Consider the following 17,489-nt stretch of genomic DNA (forward strand, 5'->3'; position numbering starts at 1 on the left):
GGCCCCTCAGCTGACCCGGGTGAAGGTGATCTCGACGTCGAGCTCGGAGAGCTCGGGTCCGGCATACATCCCCCGGAAGGGCGCGACGTCGTCGTAGTCGCGGCCGCGGCCGACGACGACGTGGTCGAGCCCCACGGGCGCGAGGTTCGTCGGGTCGTAGGGCATCCACGCGCCGTCCCAGATCTCGATCCAGGCGTGCGACTCGCCGGGGCAGGACTGGCCGCGCTCGAGGTCGGGCTCGCTCGCGACGTAGCCGGAGACGTACCGGGAGGGGATGCCGATGCAGCGCAGCGCCGCGAGGGTGATGTGCGCGAAGTCCTGGCACACGCCCTGTCCCTTGGCCCAGGCGTCCTCGGCGGTGTCGGAGACCTCCGTGACGCCCTTGGCGTAGCTCATCCGCTCGTGGACCTGCGTCGAGATCGCCTGGGCAGCAGCCCGTGGGGTCCGCTCGTCGCGAGCCGCCTGCGCGATCTTCGTCAGCTCCTCGGTGGTCGTCGTGCGCGGTGTCGCGGTGACGAGCTCGCTCAGCAGGTCACGGGTCTGCTCGTTGGCCAGCGCATCCCAGCCGGTGCCGCTCGCCTCCGCGACCGTCTGCGCGCGCTCGACGGTCGACATCGCCTCGATCTCGAGGGTGTCGTGCGCGCCCTGGGACTCGACCGCCATGACCTGGGTGCCCCAGTGGTCGGTGTAGACGTTGCTCCACGAGTGCGGGCGTACCCGGATCCGCGCCTCGAGCGTGGTCTGCCCGGGCTCGCTCAGCGGCGTCATCCGCAGCTCGTTGTGCGAGGCGACGACGTCGCCGTCGTAGCGCATGACCGTCCGGTGCACGATGCGGTGCCGTCGGGTACTCACAGGATCTCCCCCGTCCACTCCTGGACCGGGCCCGACATGAAGTAGCGGGCCCCGATCGCGTCCGATGCCTGGGTGACCGACTCCTGGACCAGACCCATCATCGCGGGCAGGTCGTCCAGGACGTCGTCCGGGTCGGCGTACTCGAGCTGGGTGCGGGTCTGGCCGAGGATGCGGCGGGCCTCGTCGGAGAAGCCCACGCGGTCGGTGTCCGGCGAGAGGGTCGTCAGCCGCTCCTCGGCCTCACGCAGGGACGCGAGGACCGAGCGCGGGAAGCGACGGTCCAGCGAGAGGAAGGCCGCAGCGGTGCGGTCGGTGATGACACCCCGCATGGTGCGCAGCATCGCCTGCTGGGCACCACAGCTCGCGAGGACGACGCCCCAGTTCGGGCCGCCGTCGATCGCGCCGGTCGCCACGATCCGAGCCGTCATGTCGGCACGCTCGAGCGACCGCCCGAGGCTGAGGAAGTCCCACGCCTCGTCGTGGCTCATCGTCGAGTCGGCGATGCCGGCGACGAGGGCGGCGCGCTCGGTGACCCAGCCGAGGTGCTGCTGGGTCGCGGTCTGCGCCCCGAGGCCGTTCCACCGGTGCCAGGAGGTGTTGATGACCTCCCACAGCTCGGTAGAGAGGGTCTCCCGGGCCCGGCGGGCATTCTCCCGCGCGGCCAGCCATGAGCCGGAGATGGCGCTCGGGTTGTCCGCGTCGAAGACGAGCCGGCTGGCCACGTCGGCGTAGGTGACATCGGGGCTGACGTCGTCGAGCCCCATGATCCCGCCGAGAAGCATCCACGAGGTGTAGTTCACGTCCTGCCCCGGGTCCTCGATGAGCGAAAGCCGCAGCACGTCGACCATGCGCGCGGTGCCGTCGGCGCGCTCGATGTACCGGCCGATCCAGAAGAGCGAGTCCGCGATCCGGCTGAGCATCAGGCCTCCTCGCCTGCCGTCGAGTCATGGTCCGGGACCGCCTGCGGTGGCGAGGTGCCCCCCGGTTCGGTCTCGGAGTCGAGCAGCTCGGTGGGCGGCGCGCTGTCGTCGCTCGGCATCGGACGGTTCGTGCCGAGGAGGATGACCTCATCGCCGCTCGTCGGGACCTTGGCGTAGCGGCCGGCGAGCACCCACGTGTCCTTCGAGCCACCGCCCTGGCTGGAGTTGACGACGAGCTGCCCCTCGGGCAGCGCGACCCGGGTCAGCCCGCCGGGCAGCACCGTCACCTGGTCCCCGTCGTTGACGGCGAAGGGGCGCAGGTCGACGTGCCGAGGGCGCAGCTGCCCGTCGATGAGCGTCGGCACGGTGGAGAGCTGGACGACGGGCTGGGCGATCCAGCCCCGCGGGTCCCGCTCGAGGTTGGCGCGCAGCTCGTCGAGCTCCTCGCCGCTCGCCTTCGGTCCGATGACCAGGCCCTTGCCGCCTGAGCCGTCGACCGGCTTGACGACCATCTCGTCGAGGCGGGAGAAGACCTCCTGGAGGGCCTCGGGCTCGTTGCAGCGGTAGGTGTCGACACCGTGGAGGATCGGCTCCTCGTCGAGGTAGTAGCGGATGAGGTCAGGCACGTACGAGTAGACGAGCTTGTCGTCGGCGACGCCGTTGCCGATGGCGTTGGCCAGGGTGACCCGACCCGCCCGGACGGCGGAGATGAGACCGGTCACCCCGAGCATCGAGTCGCGACGGAAGTGCACCGGGTCGAGGAAGTCGTCGTCCACCCGGCGGTAGATGACGTCGACCCGCTCCTCGCCGCGCGTCGTGCGCATCCGGACCTCGCCGCCGCGGACGACAAGGTCACGACCCTCGACGAGCTCGACACCCATCATCCGCGCGAGGAGCGTGTGCTCGAAGTACGCGCTGTTGTAGACGCCGGGGGTGAGCACCACGACGGTCGGGTCGGTGCGGCCCTCGGGAGCAGCCGCACGGAGCGCGTCGAGCAGGATGCGCGGGTAGTGGTGGACCGGGCGGATCCGCATCGTCGCGAAGGCCTCGGGGAAGACGTTGGCCATGGCACGCCGGTTTGCGATGACGTAGGAGACGCCGGACGGCACCCGGACGTTGTCTTCGAGGACGCGGAAGTCGCCCTGCTCGTCGCGGATGAGGTCGATGCCCGAGACATGGGCCCGGACGCCGTTGGCGGGGCGCAGACCGGCCACGGCGCGGTGGAAGTGGCTCGAGGTCGCGATGAGCCGCCACGGGATGATGCCGTCCTCGACGGCCCGTGGCATAGCCCCTTCGCGTGAGTAGATGTCGTCGAGGAAGGACTCGAGGGCGAGCACCCGCTGGGCGACTCCCCGCTCGACGGTCTGCCAGCTCTCCGCGTCGATGACGCGCGGCACGGCGTCGAGCGGGAAGGGGCGCTCCTCCCCGGCGTGGTCGAAGGTCACGCCTTGGTCGAGGAACATCCGGGCGAGCGCATCGGCGCGCTCCTCGAGGCTCTCCGGGTCCATCGCGCGCAGCGTGTGGTGGATCGGCTTGTACGGAGCGCGGGGCTCTCCCGATCCGTGGTCGAACATCTCGTCCCACGCGTCCCCGGTCGGGTAGTCGTCGAACATGCTCGGCCCCTCGGCGGTCGCGGGGTTCCCGCGGCCCTGGGACTGTCGTTGTACCTGGGTCACCCCCACACCATAGGGCCGGGAGGTTGCCGCAAGGTTTCCCGCCCGAGGCCTCTTTCGGCAGGGCTCTGCGACGAGCTCGCTGTGGTGACGATCCACCTCAACGCGGACCTCGGCGAAGGCTTCGGCCGGCGGGCCCTGACAGACGACGAGGGCCTGCTCGACGTCGTGACGAGCGCCAACGTCGCGTGCGGCTCCCACGCCGGGGACACCCGCACGATGCAGCCCGTCGTCGCCCTGTGCGCCCAGCGCGGCGTCGTCGTCGGAGCGCAGGTCTCCTACCGCGATCTCGCGGGCTTCGGCCGTCGCTTCATCGACGTCGACCCCGCCGAGCTGACGGCGGAGGTCGTCAGGGATCGGTCTCCTCCAGTGCGTCCACGGCGACTCCCCCAGCGCCGTCGAGGACGTCCGCGCCGTGCGGTACGCAGCGTCCTCGTCACCCTCGACCCACGCGTGACGACGACGACGGCGGTAGTCGCTGCCCTGCGCTCAGCCGCCGGCACGCCTGGCCGGCCCACCGGGAGCGCGACGAGCCGGGCCCACGAGATCTCCGTCGTCGAGGTCGCCTTCGCCGGCTTTGCCTATCTCGCCGGCGCACGCTCACGAGCGCGGAGTTGTAGGTGACGGCAGACGTCGACCGGGTCGGGGCGCGGCTGCAGGGACCCACCCTCGAGCGCGCCGTCACCGACGAGCTGCCGAGCGAGGGGGTGGTCCGCGGATCGGTCCAGGTGAACGGCGACGGGCAGCCGACGCTCTTCCTCAGCGACCACCCGGTGACCGGGGGCTACCCCCTCATCGCCGCGCACACCGCGGGGTCGGGCGACCGTGCGGCCAGCTCGTGCCGGGTCCTCGCGTGCGGCTCAGTCGCGCTGGTGCTCCGGATCGGCGTCGAGCGCCTCGGTGATGACCACTCTGGCGACGTCGTGGCCATAGCCCTTGCGGGCGAGCATGCCGGACAACCGTCGGGTCTGGACCACGCGGTCGAGGCCGTGCAGCGAGCGCAGCTTCTTGGCGACGAGCTCGTGGGCCCTGGCCCGCTCGTCCTCGGGGTCGACGTCGTCGAGGACCGCACGGGCGATCTCGTCGTCGACCCCCTTGGCCCGCAGCTCGTGCGATAGCGCTCGACGGGCCAGGCCGCGCCCGGCCTGCTTGGAGCGGACGAAGGCCTGCGCATAGGCCTCGTCGTCGACGAGCCCGACCTGCTCGAAGCGGTCGAGCACCTCGGCCGCGACGTCGTCGGGGCAGCCCTTGCGGGTCAGTGCGTCCTCGAGCTGCTTGCGGCTCTTGGGTGCACCGGTCAGCTGGCGCAGCACGACGGCACGGGCAACCGCGTGGGGGTCGGAGTCCGCGTCCCGGGTCGCCGGGTCCGGGGGCGGGATCCTTCGAGACGGTCGCTGAGCGACCTCCGGGTCCTGAGGAGGGAGTCCGCTCTGCGGGCGAGCGTCTCGAACGGCAGCGACCGGGGAGCCGTCCTCGATGGCGGAGACCGCCGCACGCAGGCGCGCGACGGTCTCCGGGTCGTGACGATCCGTCATGACGTGCCCTCGATCAGAAGTCGACCGGGACCTCGGCCGGCTCCTCAGCCGCCTCGTCGGCGGGCTTGACGCCGATGCCGAGCTTGGTCTTGATCTTGACCTCGATCTCCTCGCCGAGCTGGGGGTTGTCCTTGAGGAACTTGCGGGCATTTTCCTTGCCCTGACCCAGCTGGTCGCCCTCGTACGTGTACCAGGCGCCGGCCTTGCGGATGAAGCCGTGCTCGACGCCCATGTCGATGAGGCCGCCCTCGCGAGAGATGCCCTGGCCATAGAGGATGTCGAACTCGGCCTGCTTGAAGGGCGGGCTGACCTTGTTCTTCACGACCTTGACCCGGGTGCGGTTGCCGACCGGGTCGGTGCCGTCCTTGAGCGTCTCGATGCGGCGCACGTCGAGGCGGACCGAGGCGTAGAACTTCAGCGCCTTGCCACCGGTCGTCGTCTCGGGCGAGCCGAACATGACACCGATCTTTTCCCGCAGCTGGTTGATGAAGATCGCGGTGGTGCCCGACGCGTTGAGGGCACCGGTGATCTTGCGCAGGGCCTGGCTCATGAGGCGGGCCTGCAGACCGACGTGGCTGTCACCCATCTCGCCCTCGATCTCGGCGCGGGGCACGAGCGCGGCGACCGAGTCGATGACGATGATGTCGAGCGCGCCGGAGCGGATGAGCATGTCGGCGATCTCGAGCGCCTGCTCACCGGTGTCCGGCTGGCTGACGAGCAGGGCGTCGGTGTCGACGCCGAGCTTCTTGGCGTACTCGGGGTCGAGCGCGTGCTCGGCGTCGATGAAGGCCGCGATGCCGCCGGCGCGCTGCGCATTGGCGACGGCGTGCAGGGCGACGGTCGTCTTACCGGAGGACTCCGGGCCGTAGACCTCGACGACGCGGCCGCGGGGCAGGCCGCCGATGCCGAGGGCGACGTCCAGGGCGATCGCGCCGGTCGGGATGACCGCGATCGGGGGACGCACGTCGTCACCCAGGCGCATGACCGCGCCCTTGCCGTGGGCCTTCTCGATCTGGCCCATGACGTTGTCGAGGGACTTGAGCTTCTGCTCGTGGAGCTTGCTGTCGATGGCGGTGACCTCAGCCATGCCACACCTTCCTTGTCGTCGTGTCGGGCGCGTCCACCGGCGACCGGATCGCACTGTCGGACGTCTCGTGCGTGTCTGGTCAGACGCTAGGAGCCAGCACCGACAACGGTCCGCAGCTGCCGTGGGGCTGTGGACGCCGGTGTCGTCGGCCGAGCACCTGTGGACGACGTTACCCGAACACGTGTTCGAGGTCGGGAGCGGCGCGCCGACACGCCGGGACTCCCCCTTCGTCGCCCGTCGGCTACGACCGCAGGAGTGTCTCGATGCGGCGGGAGGTCGCCCAGATGCCGACCACGCCGAGCACGACGAGGTAGCCGACGTGCCACAGCAGGCCCCAGCCGACCTCCCCGAGCATGAGCCCGCGCTCCAGCGCCACCCCGTGGTAGAGCGGCGTCGCCTGGACGATCGGCTGGGCCCACCCCGGGTAGGTGCCGAGCGGGAAGAAGGTCGCCGACAGCAGGAAGAGCGGCTGGATGACGAGCATGATCCAGTCGAAGTCGACCCACGAGCGCATGAAGGTCGTCGCAAACATGCCCACGGCGGAGAAGGCGAGCCCGATGAAGACCGCCGCCGGCACCGCGAGCAGCGACCACCACGACTCCACGACCCCGACGGCGAGCGCCACGAGGTAGAAGACGAGCGCGTAGACCCCGCCACGGATGAGCGACCACACCACCTCGCCGACCGCGATGTCGCGCGGGCCGAGCGGCGTCGCGAGCATCGCGTCGTAGATCTTCGCGTAGCGCAGCTTGAAGAAGACGTTGAAGGTCGAGTCCATGATCGCGCCGTTCATCGCCGACGCGGCGAGCATGGCGGGCGCGACGAAGGCCGCATAGCTCACCTCGGTGCCGCCGTCGGTCAGCACGACGGGCACGAGCGACCCGACCCCGATGCCGAGGGAGAGTAGGTAGAAGACCGGCTCGGCGAAGCCGGTGACGAAGGCCGCCCACTGCCGCCGGAAGCCGACGACGTTGCGCTCCACCACGGAGCGCCACATCGCCAGGCCCGGCGTGAGCACCCCCGCGCTCACGAGACGAGCCTGCGGGTCATGCCGGCGCGGGCGTACACCCAGCCGGCCGCGATGACGAGGAGCAGCACCGCCAGGTGCACCAGGTCGAAGGGAGCGAAACTCCCGTGGGCCGCGGCGCGGCACAGCTCCACGCCGTGCCACAGGGGCGTCAGCCAGGCGAGCACCTCGAGGACCAGCGGGAGGCGGTCGACGGGGAAGAAGACGCCGGAAAAGAGCATGAGGGGCGTGATGACGAGCCGGTAGACGATGTTGAAGGCCGACTCCCCCTTCGCCCGGGCGGTGAAGCCGAAGAGCGGCACCGCGAAGGCCAGCGTCACGAGCACGCCGATCGGCACGGCGAGGAGCACCCACCACGACGTGAAGCTGCCGAAGAGCGCCGCGACGACGACGAAGGCCGCCGCCGCGAAGCCACCCTGCGCGGCGACCACGGCGAGGTGGCCGAGCAGGAGGTCGCTCACCGTGAGCGGGGTGGCGAGCATCGAGTGGTACATCCGGTTCCACGTGAAGAGCCCGTAGACCGGGTAGGTCGACTCGCTGACCGCGGTCATCATCGCCTGCACCGCGATCATCGCCGGGGCCACGAAGAGGAGGTAGGAGACGCCCTCGACACCGCCGGAGGCGTCGTCGACGAGCGAGCCGAGCCCGACGCCCATCGCGAGCAGGAAGAGCAGCGGCATGACGAAGCGGCTGAAGACCGACCCCATCCACGTGCGGCGGTAGACGAGGCCGAAGTAGGCCGCGACGGCGGCCACCCGCTGCACCGGACGAAGGGGGGCCCGCTCCCCGTGCTCGTGGCGCACCGTCGTCGACGCCACCGGTGTCGCCGTCATCAGTCGACCAGGGTCCGGCCGGTGAGGTGGAGGAAGACGTCCTCGAGGCTGGCGCGACGCACGATGGCCGAGACCGGCTGCAGCCCGCGGGCGTGGACCGCCTCGAGGGCACCGTCACCGTGGTCGGTGTAGACGAGCAGGCGGTCGGGCAGGGCCTCGACGCGCTCGCCGATGCCCTCGACCAGCCCGGCCGCCCCGAGGTGGTCCTCCACGGGCAGGCGCAGCTCGAGCACCTCTCTCGTGGAGTGGGTCTCGATGAGCGAGCGGGGCGAGCCCTCGGCGACGATCCGGCCGTGGTCCATGACGACGAGCCGGTCGCACAGCTGCTCGGCCTCGTCCATGTAGTGCGTCGTGATGATGAGCGTGACGCCCTGCCGCTTGAGGCGGAAGAGGCGGTCCCACAGCACGTGCCGGGCCTGCGGGTCGAGGCCGGTCGTCGGCTCGTCGAGCAGGAGGATCTCGGGGTTGTTGACGAGCGAGCGGGCGATCGTCAGGCGGCGCTTCATGCCCCCCGAGAGCGGCTCGACCTTGTCCTTGCGGCGCTCGGTGAGCTGGGCGAAGTCGAGCAGCTCGTCGGTGCGCTCGCGGATGACCTTGCGGGGCAGGCCGAAGTAGCGGCCGTAGACGTGGAGGTTTTCCTCGACGGTGATCTCCTCGTCGAGGTTGTCCTGCTGGGGGCAGTTGCCCAGACGGGCCCGCACCGCCGCGCCGTCGGTCACCGGGTCGAGGCCGAAGATGCGCAGCTCTCCCCCGGTGGGCGGCGAGGTCGCGGCGACCATCTTCATCGTCGACGACTTGCCAGCGCCGTTGGGGCCGAGGAAGCCGAAGGACTCGCCCCGCCGCACCTCGATGTCGATCCCGTCGACGGCGGTGAAGTCACCGAAGGTCTTCGTCAGACCGGAGGCGCTCAGGAGGACGTCGTTCACGGGGGCGAGAGTACCCGCACGAAAAATGGGGGCGACGCCCGTCGCTACGATCGCGCGCATGGGCTCCTTGGACACCTTCACGGTCCCTGACCTCCCGGGGCTCGACGGCGTCGGCCACGTCATCGAGTAGGCGTCACTCCGGCCGCTCGTTCGCGATCTCGGGCGGGACCGGCATCGGCTCCCGGTCGATCCCGAGCCGGCGGTGCGGCGGGATGTCGAGGTCGTCGCACAGGGCCTCCCACACACGGCGCGGGGACTCCCCTTCGTCGAGGGCGGCGGTGACCGTCCGGTCGCCGAGCGCCTGGACGACGTGCCCACGCGCCAGCGTGTGGGCATAGCTCTCCCCGAACTCGTCCTCCATCAGGGTCCAGAAGTGGCTCAGCCGCACCCGTGGAGTGTAGTTGTCGGCGCTCGTCGGTGTCGGACGGCATACTGCAGCCACGACGACCAAGGAGGGCGGCCCCATGGGCGACGCGACCCGGTGGCGGATGCCCGCCGAGTGGACCGACCACGAGCGCACGTGGATGGCCTGGCCCAGCCACGGCTACACGCTCGGGGACACGCCCGAGGAGGTCGAGAGCGCCCGCACGACGTGGGCGACCGTCGCGCGCACCGTGGCGCGCTTCGAGCCGGTGACCCTCGTCGTGCCGCCGGCCGACATCCACCTGTGCCGCGAGTACCTGCGCAACGACACCGCCCACCCCATCGACATCGTCGTCGCCGACCTCGACGACGCGTGGATGCGCGACATCGGGCCGAGCTTCGTCCTCGCCCCCGACGGCGAGCTCGGCGCGGTCGACTGGATCTTCAACGGGTGGGGCGCGCAGGAGTGGGCCTCGTGGGGCTTCGACTCCCGCATCGCCTCGCAGGTGGCCGACGCCGCCGGCGCCCACCACCTCCCTTCGTCCATCGTCAACGAAGGGGGCGGCCTCCACGTCGACGGTGAAGGCACCGTCCTGCTCACCGAGACCGTCCAGCTCGACCCCGGTCGCAACCCCGGGGCGACGAAGGGGGACATCGAGGCCGAGGTCGGGCGGCTGCTCGGGGTCGACACCTTCGTCTGGCTGCCGCGCGGCCTGACCCGGGACTACGACGACTTCGGCACCCGCGGGCACGTCGACATCGTCGCGACCTTCACCGCACCCGGTCACGTGCTGCTGCACTGGCAGGAGGACGAGACCCACCCGGACCACGAGGTCTGCCAGCAGATCGAGCAGGTGCTGCTCGCCGCGACCGACTCCGCCGGCCGCCGCCTCGAGGTGACGCGCATCGCGGCACCGCAGACCCTGACCGACGACGAGGGCCCCGTCGACTGGTCCTACGTCAACCACCTCGTCTGCAACGGCGGCGTCGTGGCCTGCGTCTTCGACGACCCGCACGACGAGCGCGCCCTGGAGGTGCTGCGCTCGGTCTACCCGGGGCGCGAGGTCGTCGGCGTCGACGCCCGGCCGCTCTTCGACCGTGGTGGCGGCATCCACTGCATCACCCAACAACAGCCGGAGTCCTCGTGAGCTTCTCCTCCTTCGTCCGCGGCCGCGCCGACCTGCTCGCCTACGTGCCTCTGGCCCTCGCGACGACCGCCGCGGACGTCATCGGCCGCCACCGCACGCACGCCGCGACCAAGGTGGCGCTCGCGCCGGCCCTGGCAGCGGGTGTGCTCGCGACCCGCTCGCAGCGCTGCCCCAAGCGCACCGCCACCCTCGTCACCGCCCTCGTCGGGTCGACCGTCGGCGACTGGTGGATGTACCGGTCCAGCCGGGCCGAGGACGACGAGTCGCGCCGCCTGATGCGCCGTGGCGCCAGCGCCTTCGGGGTCCAGCAGGCCGGGCTCATCGGGCTGCTCCTCCACGACGGCGCCCGCCCCCGCCCGGTCCCCTCCGCCATCGCCGCGACGACCCTCGCCGGGCTCGCAGTGCTCGACACCGACGGCGGCGCCCCCGACCCGGTGCTCACCGGCTACGGCCTGCTGCTCGGCTCGATGTCGGCGCTCGCCATGGGCGACGGCGAGCGTCCGCGCAACGGACGGGCGGTCGCGCTCGGCGGCGCGCTCTTCCTCGTCTCGGACGCGGCGATCATCGTCGGCCAGCAGTACGCGAAGACCCCACGGACGCAGGCGATCTCGTCCGCCGTGATCCTCTCGACCTACACGTCGGCGCTCGGGCTGCTCGTGCACGGGCTGCGCGACGAGGGCTGAGGGGTCGCGGGTTCGCGCCAACCTTGTTACCGTCGGGTAATGAGCCTCTCACCCCGCCCGAAGTACACCCCGGCCCTGCGCGGCCGTCGCGTCCTCATCACGGGCGCGGCGCGCGGCATCGGCGCCGGCCTGGCCGATCTGCTCACCGCCCACGGCGCCCGCGTCGCGCTGGCCGGTCTCGAGCCCGAGCTCCTCGCCGAGGTGGCGCAGCGCAACCACGCACCCTGGCGTGAGTGCGACGTCTCCGACCCCGACCAGGTCGACCGCGCGGTCGCCGAGCTCGTCGCCGAGCTCGGCGGTCTCGACGTCGTCGTCGCCAACGCCGGCATCGCCAAGCAGCTGCCGATCATCGGCGGCCAGCCCGACGTCATGGAGGCACACCTGCGGGTCAACACCCTCGGCGTCTTCTACACGCTGCGCGCGGCCGGCCCGCACATCACCCACCCGGGCGGGTACGCCCTGGCGACCGCCTCCCTCGCAGCGGCCGTGCACCTGCCCCTGCTCGGCGCGTACAGCGCGAGCAAGGCCGCGGTCGAGGCGATCGGCAACACCTTCCGCCAGGAGATCAAGCCCACGGGCGCCAAGGTCGGCGTCGCCTACTACTCCGAGCTCGCGACCGACATGACCAGCCGCGGCTTCGACACGGTCGCCGGCAAGAAGCTCACCGGAGGTGGCACCGTCAGCGGCGTCGCCCCCATCGAGTCCGGCCTGCGGGCGCTCGAGCGGGGCATCGCCAAGCGGTCGCGGCGCATCGCGGCGCCGGGCTGGGTGCCGCCGGTCGTCCCCCTTCGACACGTGGCGCAGCGGGTCATCGAGCTCAAGCCGATGCCCGACCTCGAGGAGTCGCTCGAGATCGCCCGCACGGAGCAGGTCGCCTACACGACCGAGCAGCCGACCGGCACGACCCGGGCGCTGGGCTCGTGACCGCCCGCATCGGGCCGGGGAGCCTGCGTGAGCTCGGGCCGGTGCGGTGGGGCTTCGCCCGCGCCGCCGGCCGGGTCACCGGCACCGAGCCGCCGGCGATCTTCACCACCCTCGGGCGGACCAAGGGCCTCTTCACCGGCTGGCTGCACTTCGCCGGGCGCCTCATGCCCTTCGGCTCCCTGGAGCGAAGGGAGTCCGAGCTGGTGATCCTCACCGTCGCCACCGCGCGGGGCTGCGACTACGAGCGAGAGCACCACCGGTTGCTCGGTCAGCGAGCCGGGCTGAGCTCGGCCGAGATCGAGGGGATCCTCGCCGACACAGCCGTGGAGACGCTGACCGACCGCGAGCGGGTGCTGCGCGAGAGCGCCCAGACGCTCGTGGCGACGAAGGACCTCGACGATGCGCAGTGGGACCGCCTCAGATCAGTCGCGAGCGAGCGAGAGGCCATCGAGTTGCTGCTGCTCGTCGGGCACTACGACATGCTCGCCACGACGCTCATGACCCTGCGGCTCGAGCCCGACAAGCACCGCTGAGCCGGGCCCCGACCGCTGCCCGCTCGTTGTCCACAGATCTCGCCCGAGGCGCCGGACAGGCTCCCTCGAGCGCCTATCGTGGACGCATGACGGCCACCGATCTCGAGCGCAAGGTGCGGCAGCACGACACCGACATCTCCGCGATGCACACGATGATCGCCGACGTCCACAACACGCAGCGTCGCCACACCAACCGGTTCAACGAGCTGACCGAGGACGTGGGGGCGCTCGGGGACCGGATGGACTCGCTCGAGACCCGGATGACCTCCATGGAGACCCGGATGACCTCGCTCGAGACGAAGCTCGACCAGGGGCTCGACCTGCTGCAGCGCTGAGCTGTCGGCGGACGGTGGCAGGCTGTCCCTACCATGACCGACGACGTCCTCGACCGCTTCTCCCCCGCCACCGCGACGTGGTTCCGGGACAGCTTCGCCGAGCCCACGCAGGCGCAGGTCGGTGCCTGGAGCGCGATCAGCGCTGGCAGCCACGCCCTCGTCGTCGCCCCGACCGGCTCGGGCAAGACCCTCTCGGCCTTCCTCTGGGCGCTCGACCGACTCGCGTCGACACCACGACCACAGGACCCGCAGGCGCGCTGCCGCGTCCTCTACATCTCGCCCCTCAAGGCCCTGGCCGTCGACGTCGAGCGCAACCTGCGCGCCCCGCTCGTCGGCATCGGGCACGCCGCTGACCGGCTCGGGCTGCCGGCGCCCGAGGTCTCGGTCTCCGTCCGCTCGGGAGACACCCCGGCCGCCGAGCGCCGGGCCTTCGCCAGGACGCCGTCCGATGTCCTCATCACGACCCCCGAGTCGCTCTTCCTCATGCTCACCTCGGGCGTGCGCGAGGCCCTGCGCGGGGTCGAGACGATCATCATCGACGAGATCCACGCCCTCGCCGGCACCAAGCGCGGGGCCCACCTGGCGCTCTCGCTCGAGCGCCTCGACGCCCTGCTCGAGCGGCCCGCCCAGCGGATCGGCCTGTCGGCCACGGTGCGCCCGGTCGACGAGGTCGCCCGCTTCCTCTCCGGTGGCCGACCGGTCGAGATCGTCCAGCCCACGTCGACGAAGCAGTGGCAGCTCGACGTCGTCGTCCCGGTCGCCGACCTCACCGAGCTCGGCGAGCCGACAGGCGATCTTTCCGGTGCCGCCGCGGGCGAGGAGCGTCGGGCCTCGATCTGGCCGTACGTGGAGGAGCGGGTCGTCGACCTCGTCGAGCAGCACCGCTCGACGCTCGTCTTCGTCAACAGCCGCCGGCTCGGCGAGCGGCTGACCGGTCGGCTCAACGAGATCCACGCCGAGCGCGTCGCTCCTCCCGAGGCCGCCGAGGAGCCCCTCCCCAGCCGGCCACCCGCCGAGGTCATGGCCCAGTCCGGCGCCTCCGCGGGAGCACCACCCGTCCTGGCCCGTGCCCACCACGGCTCGGTGAGCAAGGAGCAGCGCGCCCTCATCGAGGAGGACCTCAAGGCCGGCCGGCTGCCCTGCGTCGTCGCGACGAGCAGCCTCGAGCTCGGCATCGACATGGGCGCGATCGACCTCGTCGTCCAGATCGAGTCACCGCCGTCGGTCGCCTCCGGGCTGCAGCGGGTCGGCCGTGCCGGCCACCAGGTCGGAGCCGTCAGCCACGGGGTCGTCCTGCCGAAGTTCCGCGGCGACCTCGTCCAGTCGGCCGTCGTCGTCGAGCGGATGCGCGCCGGCGAGATCGAGGCCCTGCACGTCCCTGCCAACCCGCTCGACGTGCTCGCCCAGCAGGTCGTCGCCATGTGCGCCCTCGACGAGTGGGAGGTCACCGAGCTCGAGGCGCTCGTGCGGCGGGCGGCCCCCTTCGCCTCCCTGCCCTCGACGTTGCTGCACGCCACCCTCGACATGCTCGCCGGGCGGTACCCGTCGGAGGACTTCGCCGAGCTGCGCCCGCGCATCACGTGGGACCGCGTCGCCGGCACCATCGCGGGGCGCCGCGGAGCGCAGCGACTCGCCGTGACGAGCGGCGGCACGATCCCCGACCGCGGTCTGTACGGCGTCTTCCTCGCCTCCGGTGACGGGCCCGGACGCCGGGTCGGCGAGCTCGACGAGGAGATGGTCTACGAGTCGCGGGTCGGCGACGTCTTCACCCTCGGCACGAGCAGCTGGCGCATCGAGGACATCACCCACGACCAGGTGCTCGTCACCCCGGCCCCCGGCCAGCCCGGCCGGCTGCCCTTCTGGCACGGCGACCAGCTCGGCCGACCGGCCGAGCTCGGCGCCGCCGTCGGCAGCTTCGTCCGAGAGATCGGCGGCCTCGGGACGAAGGGAGCCAACGCCCGCCTCGCGCAGGCGGGGCTCGACGAGTGGGCTCGCGACAACCTCCTCGCCTACCTCGAGGAGCAGCGCGCGGCGACCGGTCACCTGCCCGACGACCGCACGATCGTCGTCGAGCGGTTTCGCGACGAGATCGGTGACTGGCGCGTGGCCGTGCACTCCCCCTTCGGCGCCCAGGTGCACGCCCCGTGGGCGCTGGCGATCGCCGGCCGCATGCGAGAGCGGTGGGGCATCGACGTGCAGGCGATGCACGGTGACGACGGGATCGTCCTGCGGCTGCCCGATCTCGAGTTCGACGACAGTCTCGACGCCGCCGCGCTGAGCCGTCAGGTCCTCGACCTCATCACCCTCGACCCGGCCGACGTCGAGCGAGCCGTGACCGACGAGATCGGTGGCTCGGCCCTCTTCGCCGCGCGTTTCCGCGAGTGCGCGGCGCGGGCCCTCCTCCTGCCGAGGCGTCGCCCCGACCGCCGCCAGCCCCTGTGGCAGCAGCGGCAGCGGGCCGCGGCCCTGCTCGAGGTCGCGAGCGGGCACAGCGACTTCCCCATCGTGCTCGAGGCGGTGCGCGAGTGCCTCCAGGACGTCTTCGACGTACCGGCCCTCACCGAGCTCATGACGCACATCGCGGGACGACGGGTGACCCTCGTCGACGTCGAGAGCCAGCGGCCCTCCCCATTCGCCGCGTCGTTGATGTTTGGCTACGTCGCCCAGTTCCTCTACGAAGGGGACTCACCGCTCGCCGAGCGGCGCGCCGCCGCACTGACCCTCGACCCGACCCTGCTCGCGGACCTGCTCGGGCGCGGCGAGCAGCTCGCCCTGGCCGACCTGCTCGACCCGGCAGCCGTGGAGCGCACCGCCGCCGAGCTGCAGAGCCTCACGCCCGAGCGCGCGGCCCGGGACGGCGAGGACCTGCTCGACCTGCTGCGCGTCCTCGGGCCCCTGACGGTCGAGGGGCTCGAGGGGCGCAGCCGCCTCGACACCGACGCCGTGCGCGCGGCCCTGGTCGACCTCGAGACCAGCCGCCAGATCATCCCCGTGCGGGTGGCCGGTGAGGACCGCTGGGCCAGCACCGAGGACGCCGCTCGCCTGCGCGATGCCCTCGGGGTGAGCCTGCCTCCCGGACTGGCCGACTCGCTGCTGCAACCGGCGAGCGACCCGCTCGGGGACCTCGTGGCGCGCTACGCGCGCACCCACGTCCCCTTCGCCGCAACCGACCTCGCGACGCACTACGGCATCGGCCGGGCGGTCGCCACCGATGCCCTGCGGCGTCTGGTGCAGACCGGCCGCCTCGTCGAGGGCGACCTGCTGCCCGTCGAGTGCGGGGGCCGGGGTGGCGAGTTCTGCGACGCCGAGGTGCTGCGGACCCTGCGGCGGCGGTCGCTGGCCGCGCTGCGTCATGAGGTCGAGCCGGTCGAGCCCCGGCAGTTCGCCCGCTTCCTGCCCTCGTGGCAGGGCGTCGGCCGCCGCATGCGCGGACGCGACGGCGTGCTGCGGGTCGTCGAGCAGCTGAGCGGCGTCCCGCTCCCGGCCAGTGCGCTCGAGTCCCTCGTCCTGCCCGCCCGGGTCGACGACGCCGTCGGACCGGTCCTCGACGACCTCATGGCGACCGGCGAGGTGCTGTGGGCCGGCCACGGCAGCCTCCCCGGCGACGACGCGTGGGTCAGCCTGCACCTGACCGACGGGGCCGAGACCACCCTTCCGGTGCCCGATGCGACCGGTCTGAGCCCGCTCGAAGCACGGGTGCACCACGCCCTCGCCGGCGGCGGAGCCCACTTCTTCCGCGACCTCGCGGACACCCTCGCCCACGACCGCGCCGAGGACGAGGAGCGGGTCGACGACGAGGAGCTGGCCGACGCGCTGTGGTCCCTGGCCCACCGCGGGCTCGTCACCGGCGACACCCTCGCCCCGGTCCGCGGGCTGCTCGCGGGCGGCCGCACCGCGCACAAGCTGCAGCGGCGACCGGCAGCGCGGGGGCGCTACGGCGGCCGACCACGGCTCGGTCGGCCCACCGTCCCGCAGCGCAGCGGCCCACCACGCGCCGCCGGGCGCTGGTCAGCCCTGCCCGCCACGGAGGCAGAGCCGACGGTCCGCGCCCATGCGGCCGCCGAGGGCCTGCTCGACCGGTACGGCGTCGTCACCCGCGGCAGCGTGGTCGCCGAAGAGGTCACCGGCGGCTTCGCCGCCGTCCACCGCGTCCTCGGTGCCGCCGAGGAGGCCGGTCAGGTGCGCCGCGGCTACTTCATCGAGGGGCTCGGTGCCTCGCAGTTCGCCGTGCCCGGCGCCGTCGACGAGGTGCGCTCGGCCCGGCCCCCCGAGGGCCCGGTCGTGCTCGCCGCGACCGACCCCGCCAACCCGTGGGGCGCCGCCCTGCGCTGGCCCGAGCGGGACTCCGGGCACCAGCCGGGTCGCAAGGCCGGAGCCCTCGTCGTCGCCGTCGACGGGCAGCTCGTCCTCTACGTCGAGCGCGGTGGCCGCACCCTGCTCTCCTGGCCGTGCGACGAGGAGTCGCTCGCCGTCGCCGCGACCGGGCTCGCCGATGCCGTGCACCGCGGAGCGCTGGGTCGCCTCACGGTGCAGCGCGCCGACGGTGCCGCTGTCCTCGGCTCGCAGGACCCGCTCGCCGTGGCCCTGACCGATGCCGGCTTCACCATGACCCCGCGCGGGCTGAGACTGCGCCCGGGCCGGCGAGGCTGA

Annotated in this window: 16 protein-coding genes and 1 pseudogene; 8 read left to right on the forward strand and 9 right to left on the reverse strand. The window is 72.3% G+C overall.

Annotated elements, in window-relative coordinates; genetic code table 11:
* Positions 1 to 6: 6 nt before the first annotated feature.
* Genes AB4Y78_RS09290 through AB4Y78_RS09300 form a run of 3 tightly spaced genes read right to left on the reverse strand, consistent with a single transcriptional unit; the run spans position 7 to position 3,385 of the window.
* Positions 7 to 852 (reverse strand): transglutaminase family protein, encoded by an 846-nt coding sequence (locus tag AB4Y78_RS09290; RefSeq protein ID WP_007926171.1) that lies wholly within the window; start codon positions 850 to 852, stop codon positions 7 to 9.
* A complete protein-coding gene (locus AB4Y78_RS09295; RefSeq protein ID WP_007926169.1) occupies positions 849 to 1,772 on the reverse strand; it encodes an alpha-E domain-containing protein in 924 nt (307 codons plus the stop codon). Before AB4Y78_RS09295 ends, AB4Y78_RS09290 begins: the two co-directional genes overlap by 4 nt.
* Positions 1,772 to 3,385, reverse strand: a complete 1,614-nt coding sequence (locus AB4Y78_RS09300; RefSeq protein WP_007926167.1) for a circularly permuted type 2 ATP-grasp protein — start codon at positions 3,383 to 3,385, stop codon at positions 1,772 to 1,774. Before AB4Y78_RS09300 ends, AB4Y78_RS09295 begins: the two co-directional genes overlap by 1 nt.
* A 147-nt stretch (positions 3,386 to 3,532) precedes the next feature.
* Here AB4Y78_RS09300 and AB4Y78_RS09305 point away from each other — a divergent pair, with 147 nt between their 5' ends.
* Both AB4Y78_RS09305 and AB4Y78_RS09310 read left to right on the forward strand, forming a co-directional pair.
* Positions 3,533 to 4,069, forward strand: coding sequence for a LamB/YcsF family protein (locus tag AB4Y78_RS09305; RefSeq protein WP_441713548.1), 537 nt, complete (start codon positions 3,533 to 3,535; stop codon positions 4,067 to 4,069).
* Positions 4,066 to 4,200, forward strand: a pseudogene (locus tag AB4Y78_RS09310) (allophanate hydrolase subunit 2 family protein); the annotation flags it as partial. The gene AB4Y78_RS09305 and the pseudogene AB4Y78_RS09310, both read left to right, overlap by 4 nt.
* A 105-nt stretch (positions 4,201 to 4,305) precedes the next feature.
* On the opposite strand, the gene AB4Y78_RS09315 reads toward AB4Y78_RS09310, so the two are convergent.
* The 6 genes from AB4Y78_RS09315 to AB4Y78_RS09340 form a co-directional block, all read right to left on the reverse strand.
* Positions 4,306 to 4,980, reverse strand: a complete 675-nt coding sequence (locus AB4Y78_RS09315; RefSeq protein WP_441713547.1) for a regulatory protein RecX — start codon at positions 4,978 to 4,980, stop codon at positions 4,306 to 4,308.
* A gap of 13 nt (positions 4,981 to 4,993) precedes the next feature.
* Positions 4,994 to 6,067 carry a recombinase RecA gene (gene recA, locus AB4Y78_RS09320; RefSeq protein WP_040880958.1) on the reverse strand — a complete coding sequence of 358 codons (1,074 nt, stop codon included), beginning with the start codon at positions 6,065 to 6,067 and terminating at the stop codon, positions 4,994 to 4,996.
* Positions 6,068 to 6,308: 241 nt separating this feature from the next.
* Entirely contained in the window at positions 6,309 to 7,097 is a 789-nt protein-coding gene (locus AB4Y78_RS09325; protein ID WP_259909329.1) for an ABC transporter permease, read from the reverse strand.
* The gene (locus AB4Y78_RS09330; RefSeq protein WP_306513275.1) at positions 7,094 to 7,927 is read right to left on the reverse strand and encodes an ABC transporter permease; all 834 of its coding nucleotides are present in this window, start codon (positions 7,925 to 7,927) and stop codon (positions 7,094 to 7,096) included. The genes AB4Y78_RS09325 and AB4Y78_RS09330 overlap by 4 nt, the downstream gene beginning before the upstream one ends.
* Positions 7,927 to 8,913 carry an ABC transporter ATP-binding protein gene (locus AB4Y78_RS09335; RefSeq protein ID WP_407716887.1) on the reverse strand — a complete coding sequence of 329 codons (987 nt, stop codon included), beginning with the start codon at positions 8,911 to 8,913 and terminating at the stop codon, positions 7,927 to 7,929. The genes AB4Y78_RS09330 and AB4Y78_RS09335 overlap by 1 nt, the downstream gene beginning before the upstream one ends.
* A gap of 73 nt (positions 8,914 to 8,986) precedes the next feature.
* Positions 8,987 to 9,241 (reverse strand): DUF3046 domain-containing protein, encoded by a 255-nt coding sequence (locus AB4Y78_RS09340; RefSeq protein WP_128276736.1) that lies wholly within the window; start codon positions 9,239 to 9,241, stop codon positions 8,987 to 8,989.
* Positions 9,242 to 9,317: 76 nt separating this feature from the next.
* Between AB4Y78_RS09340 and AB4Y78_RS09345 the strand changes: the two genes are divergently transcribed.
* From AB4Y78_RS09345 to AB4Y78_RS09370, 6 genes are all read left to right on the forward strand, one after another.
* Positions 9,318 to 10,364 (forward strand): agmatine deiminase family protein, encoded by a 1,047-nt coding sequence (locus tag AB4Y78_RS09345; protein ID WP_259909325.1) that lies wholly within the window; start codon positions 9,318 to 9,320, stop codon positions 10,362 to 10,364.
* On the forward strand, positions 10,361 to 11,047 hold the full coding sequence (locus AB4Y78_RS09350; protein WP_441713546.1) for a lysoplasmalogenase family protein: 687 nt from the start codon (positions 10,361 to 10,363) through the stop codon (positions 11,045 to 11,047). Before AB4Y78_RS09345 ends, AB4Y78_RS09350 begins: the two co-directional genes overlap by 4 nt.
* 39 nt (positions 11,048 to 11,086) lie before the next feature.
* Positions 11,087 to 11,971 (forward strand): SDR family NAD(P)-dependent oxidoreductase, encoded by an 885-nt coding sequence (locus AB4Y78_RS09355; RefSeq protein ID WP_259909323.1) that lies wholly within the window; start codon positions 11,087 to 11,089, stop codon positions 11,969 to 11,971.
* A complete protein-coding gene (locus AB4Y78_RS09360) occupies positions 11,968 to 12,504 on the forward strand; it encodes a carboxymuconolactone decarboxylase family protein (RefSeq protein WP_259909322.1) in 537 nt (178 codons plus the stop codon). The genes AB4Y78_RS09355 and AB4Y78_RS09360 overlap by 4 nt, the downstream gene beginning before the upstream one ends.
* Before the next feature lie 86 nt (positions 12,505 to 12,590).
* Positions 12,591 to 12,839, forward strand: coding sequence for a hypothetical protein (locus AB4Y78_RS09365; protein WP_441713545.1), 249 nt, complete (start codon positions 12,591 to 12,593; stop codon positions 12,837 to 12,839).
* A gap of 33 nt (positions 12,840 to 12,872) precedes the next feature.
* Positions 12,873 to 17,489, forward strand: a complete 4,617-nt coding sequence (locus tag AB4Y78_RS09370; RefSeq protein ID WP_441737071.1) for an ATP-dependent helicase — start codon at positions 12,873 to 12,875, stop codon at positions 17,487 to 17,489.

Origin of the sequence: Janibacter sp. RAF52 (assembly GCF_052114035.1) — a bacterium.
Classification (GTDB): Bacteria; Actinomycetota; Actinomycetes; order Actinomycetales; family Dermatophilaceae; genus Janibacter; species Janibacter hoylei.

Bases quoted from the DNA above. Each gene is read 5' to 3' on its own strand.
- AB4Y78_RS09295 (WP_007926169.1), bottom strand. From the start codon at position 1,772: ATGCTCAGCCGGATCGCGGACTCGCTCTTCTGGATCGGCCGGTACATC.
- AB4Y78_RS09300 (WP_007926167.1), bottom strand. From the start codon at position 3,385: ATGTTCGACGACTACCCGACCGGGGACGCGTGGGACGAGATGTTCGAC.
- AB4Y78_RS09315 (WP_441713547.1), bottom strand. From the start codon at position 4,980: ATGACGGATCGTCACGACCCGGAGACCGTCGCGCGCCTGCGTGCGGCG.
- recA (WP_040880958.1), bottom strand. From the start codon at position 6,067: ATGGCTGAGGTCACCGCCATCGACAGCAAGCTCCACGAGCAGAAGCTC.
- AB4Y78_RS09330 (WP_306513275.1), bottom strand. From the start codon at position 7,927: ATGACGGCGACACCGGTGGCGTCGACGACGGTGCGCCACGAGCACGGG.
- AB4Y78_RS09335 (WP_407716887.1), bottom strand. From the start codon at position 8,913: ATGCGCGCGATCGTAGCGACGGGCGTCGCCCCCATTTTTCGTGCGGGT.
- AB4Y78_RS09345 (WP_259909325.1), top strand. From the start codon at position 9,318: ATGGGCGACGCGACCCGGTGGCGGATGCCCGCCGAGTGGACCGACCAC.
- AB4Y78_RS09355 (WP_259909323.1), top strand. From the start codon at position 11,087: ATGAGCCTCTCACCCCGCCCGAAGTACACCCCGGCCCTGCGCGGCCGT.
- AB4Y78_RS09365 (WP_441713545.1), top strand. From the start codon at position 12,591: ATGACGGCCACCGATCTCGAGCGCAAGGTGCGGCAGCACGACACCGAC.
- AB4Y78_RS09370 (WP_441737071.1), top strand. From the start codon at position 12,873: ATGACCGACGACGTCCTCGACCGCTTCTCCCCCGCCACCGCGACGTGG.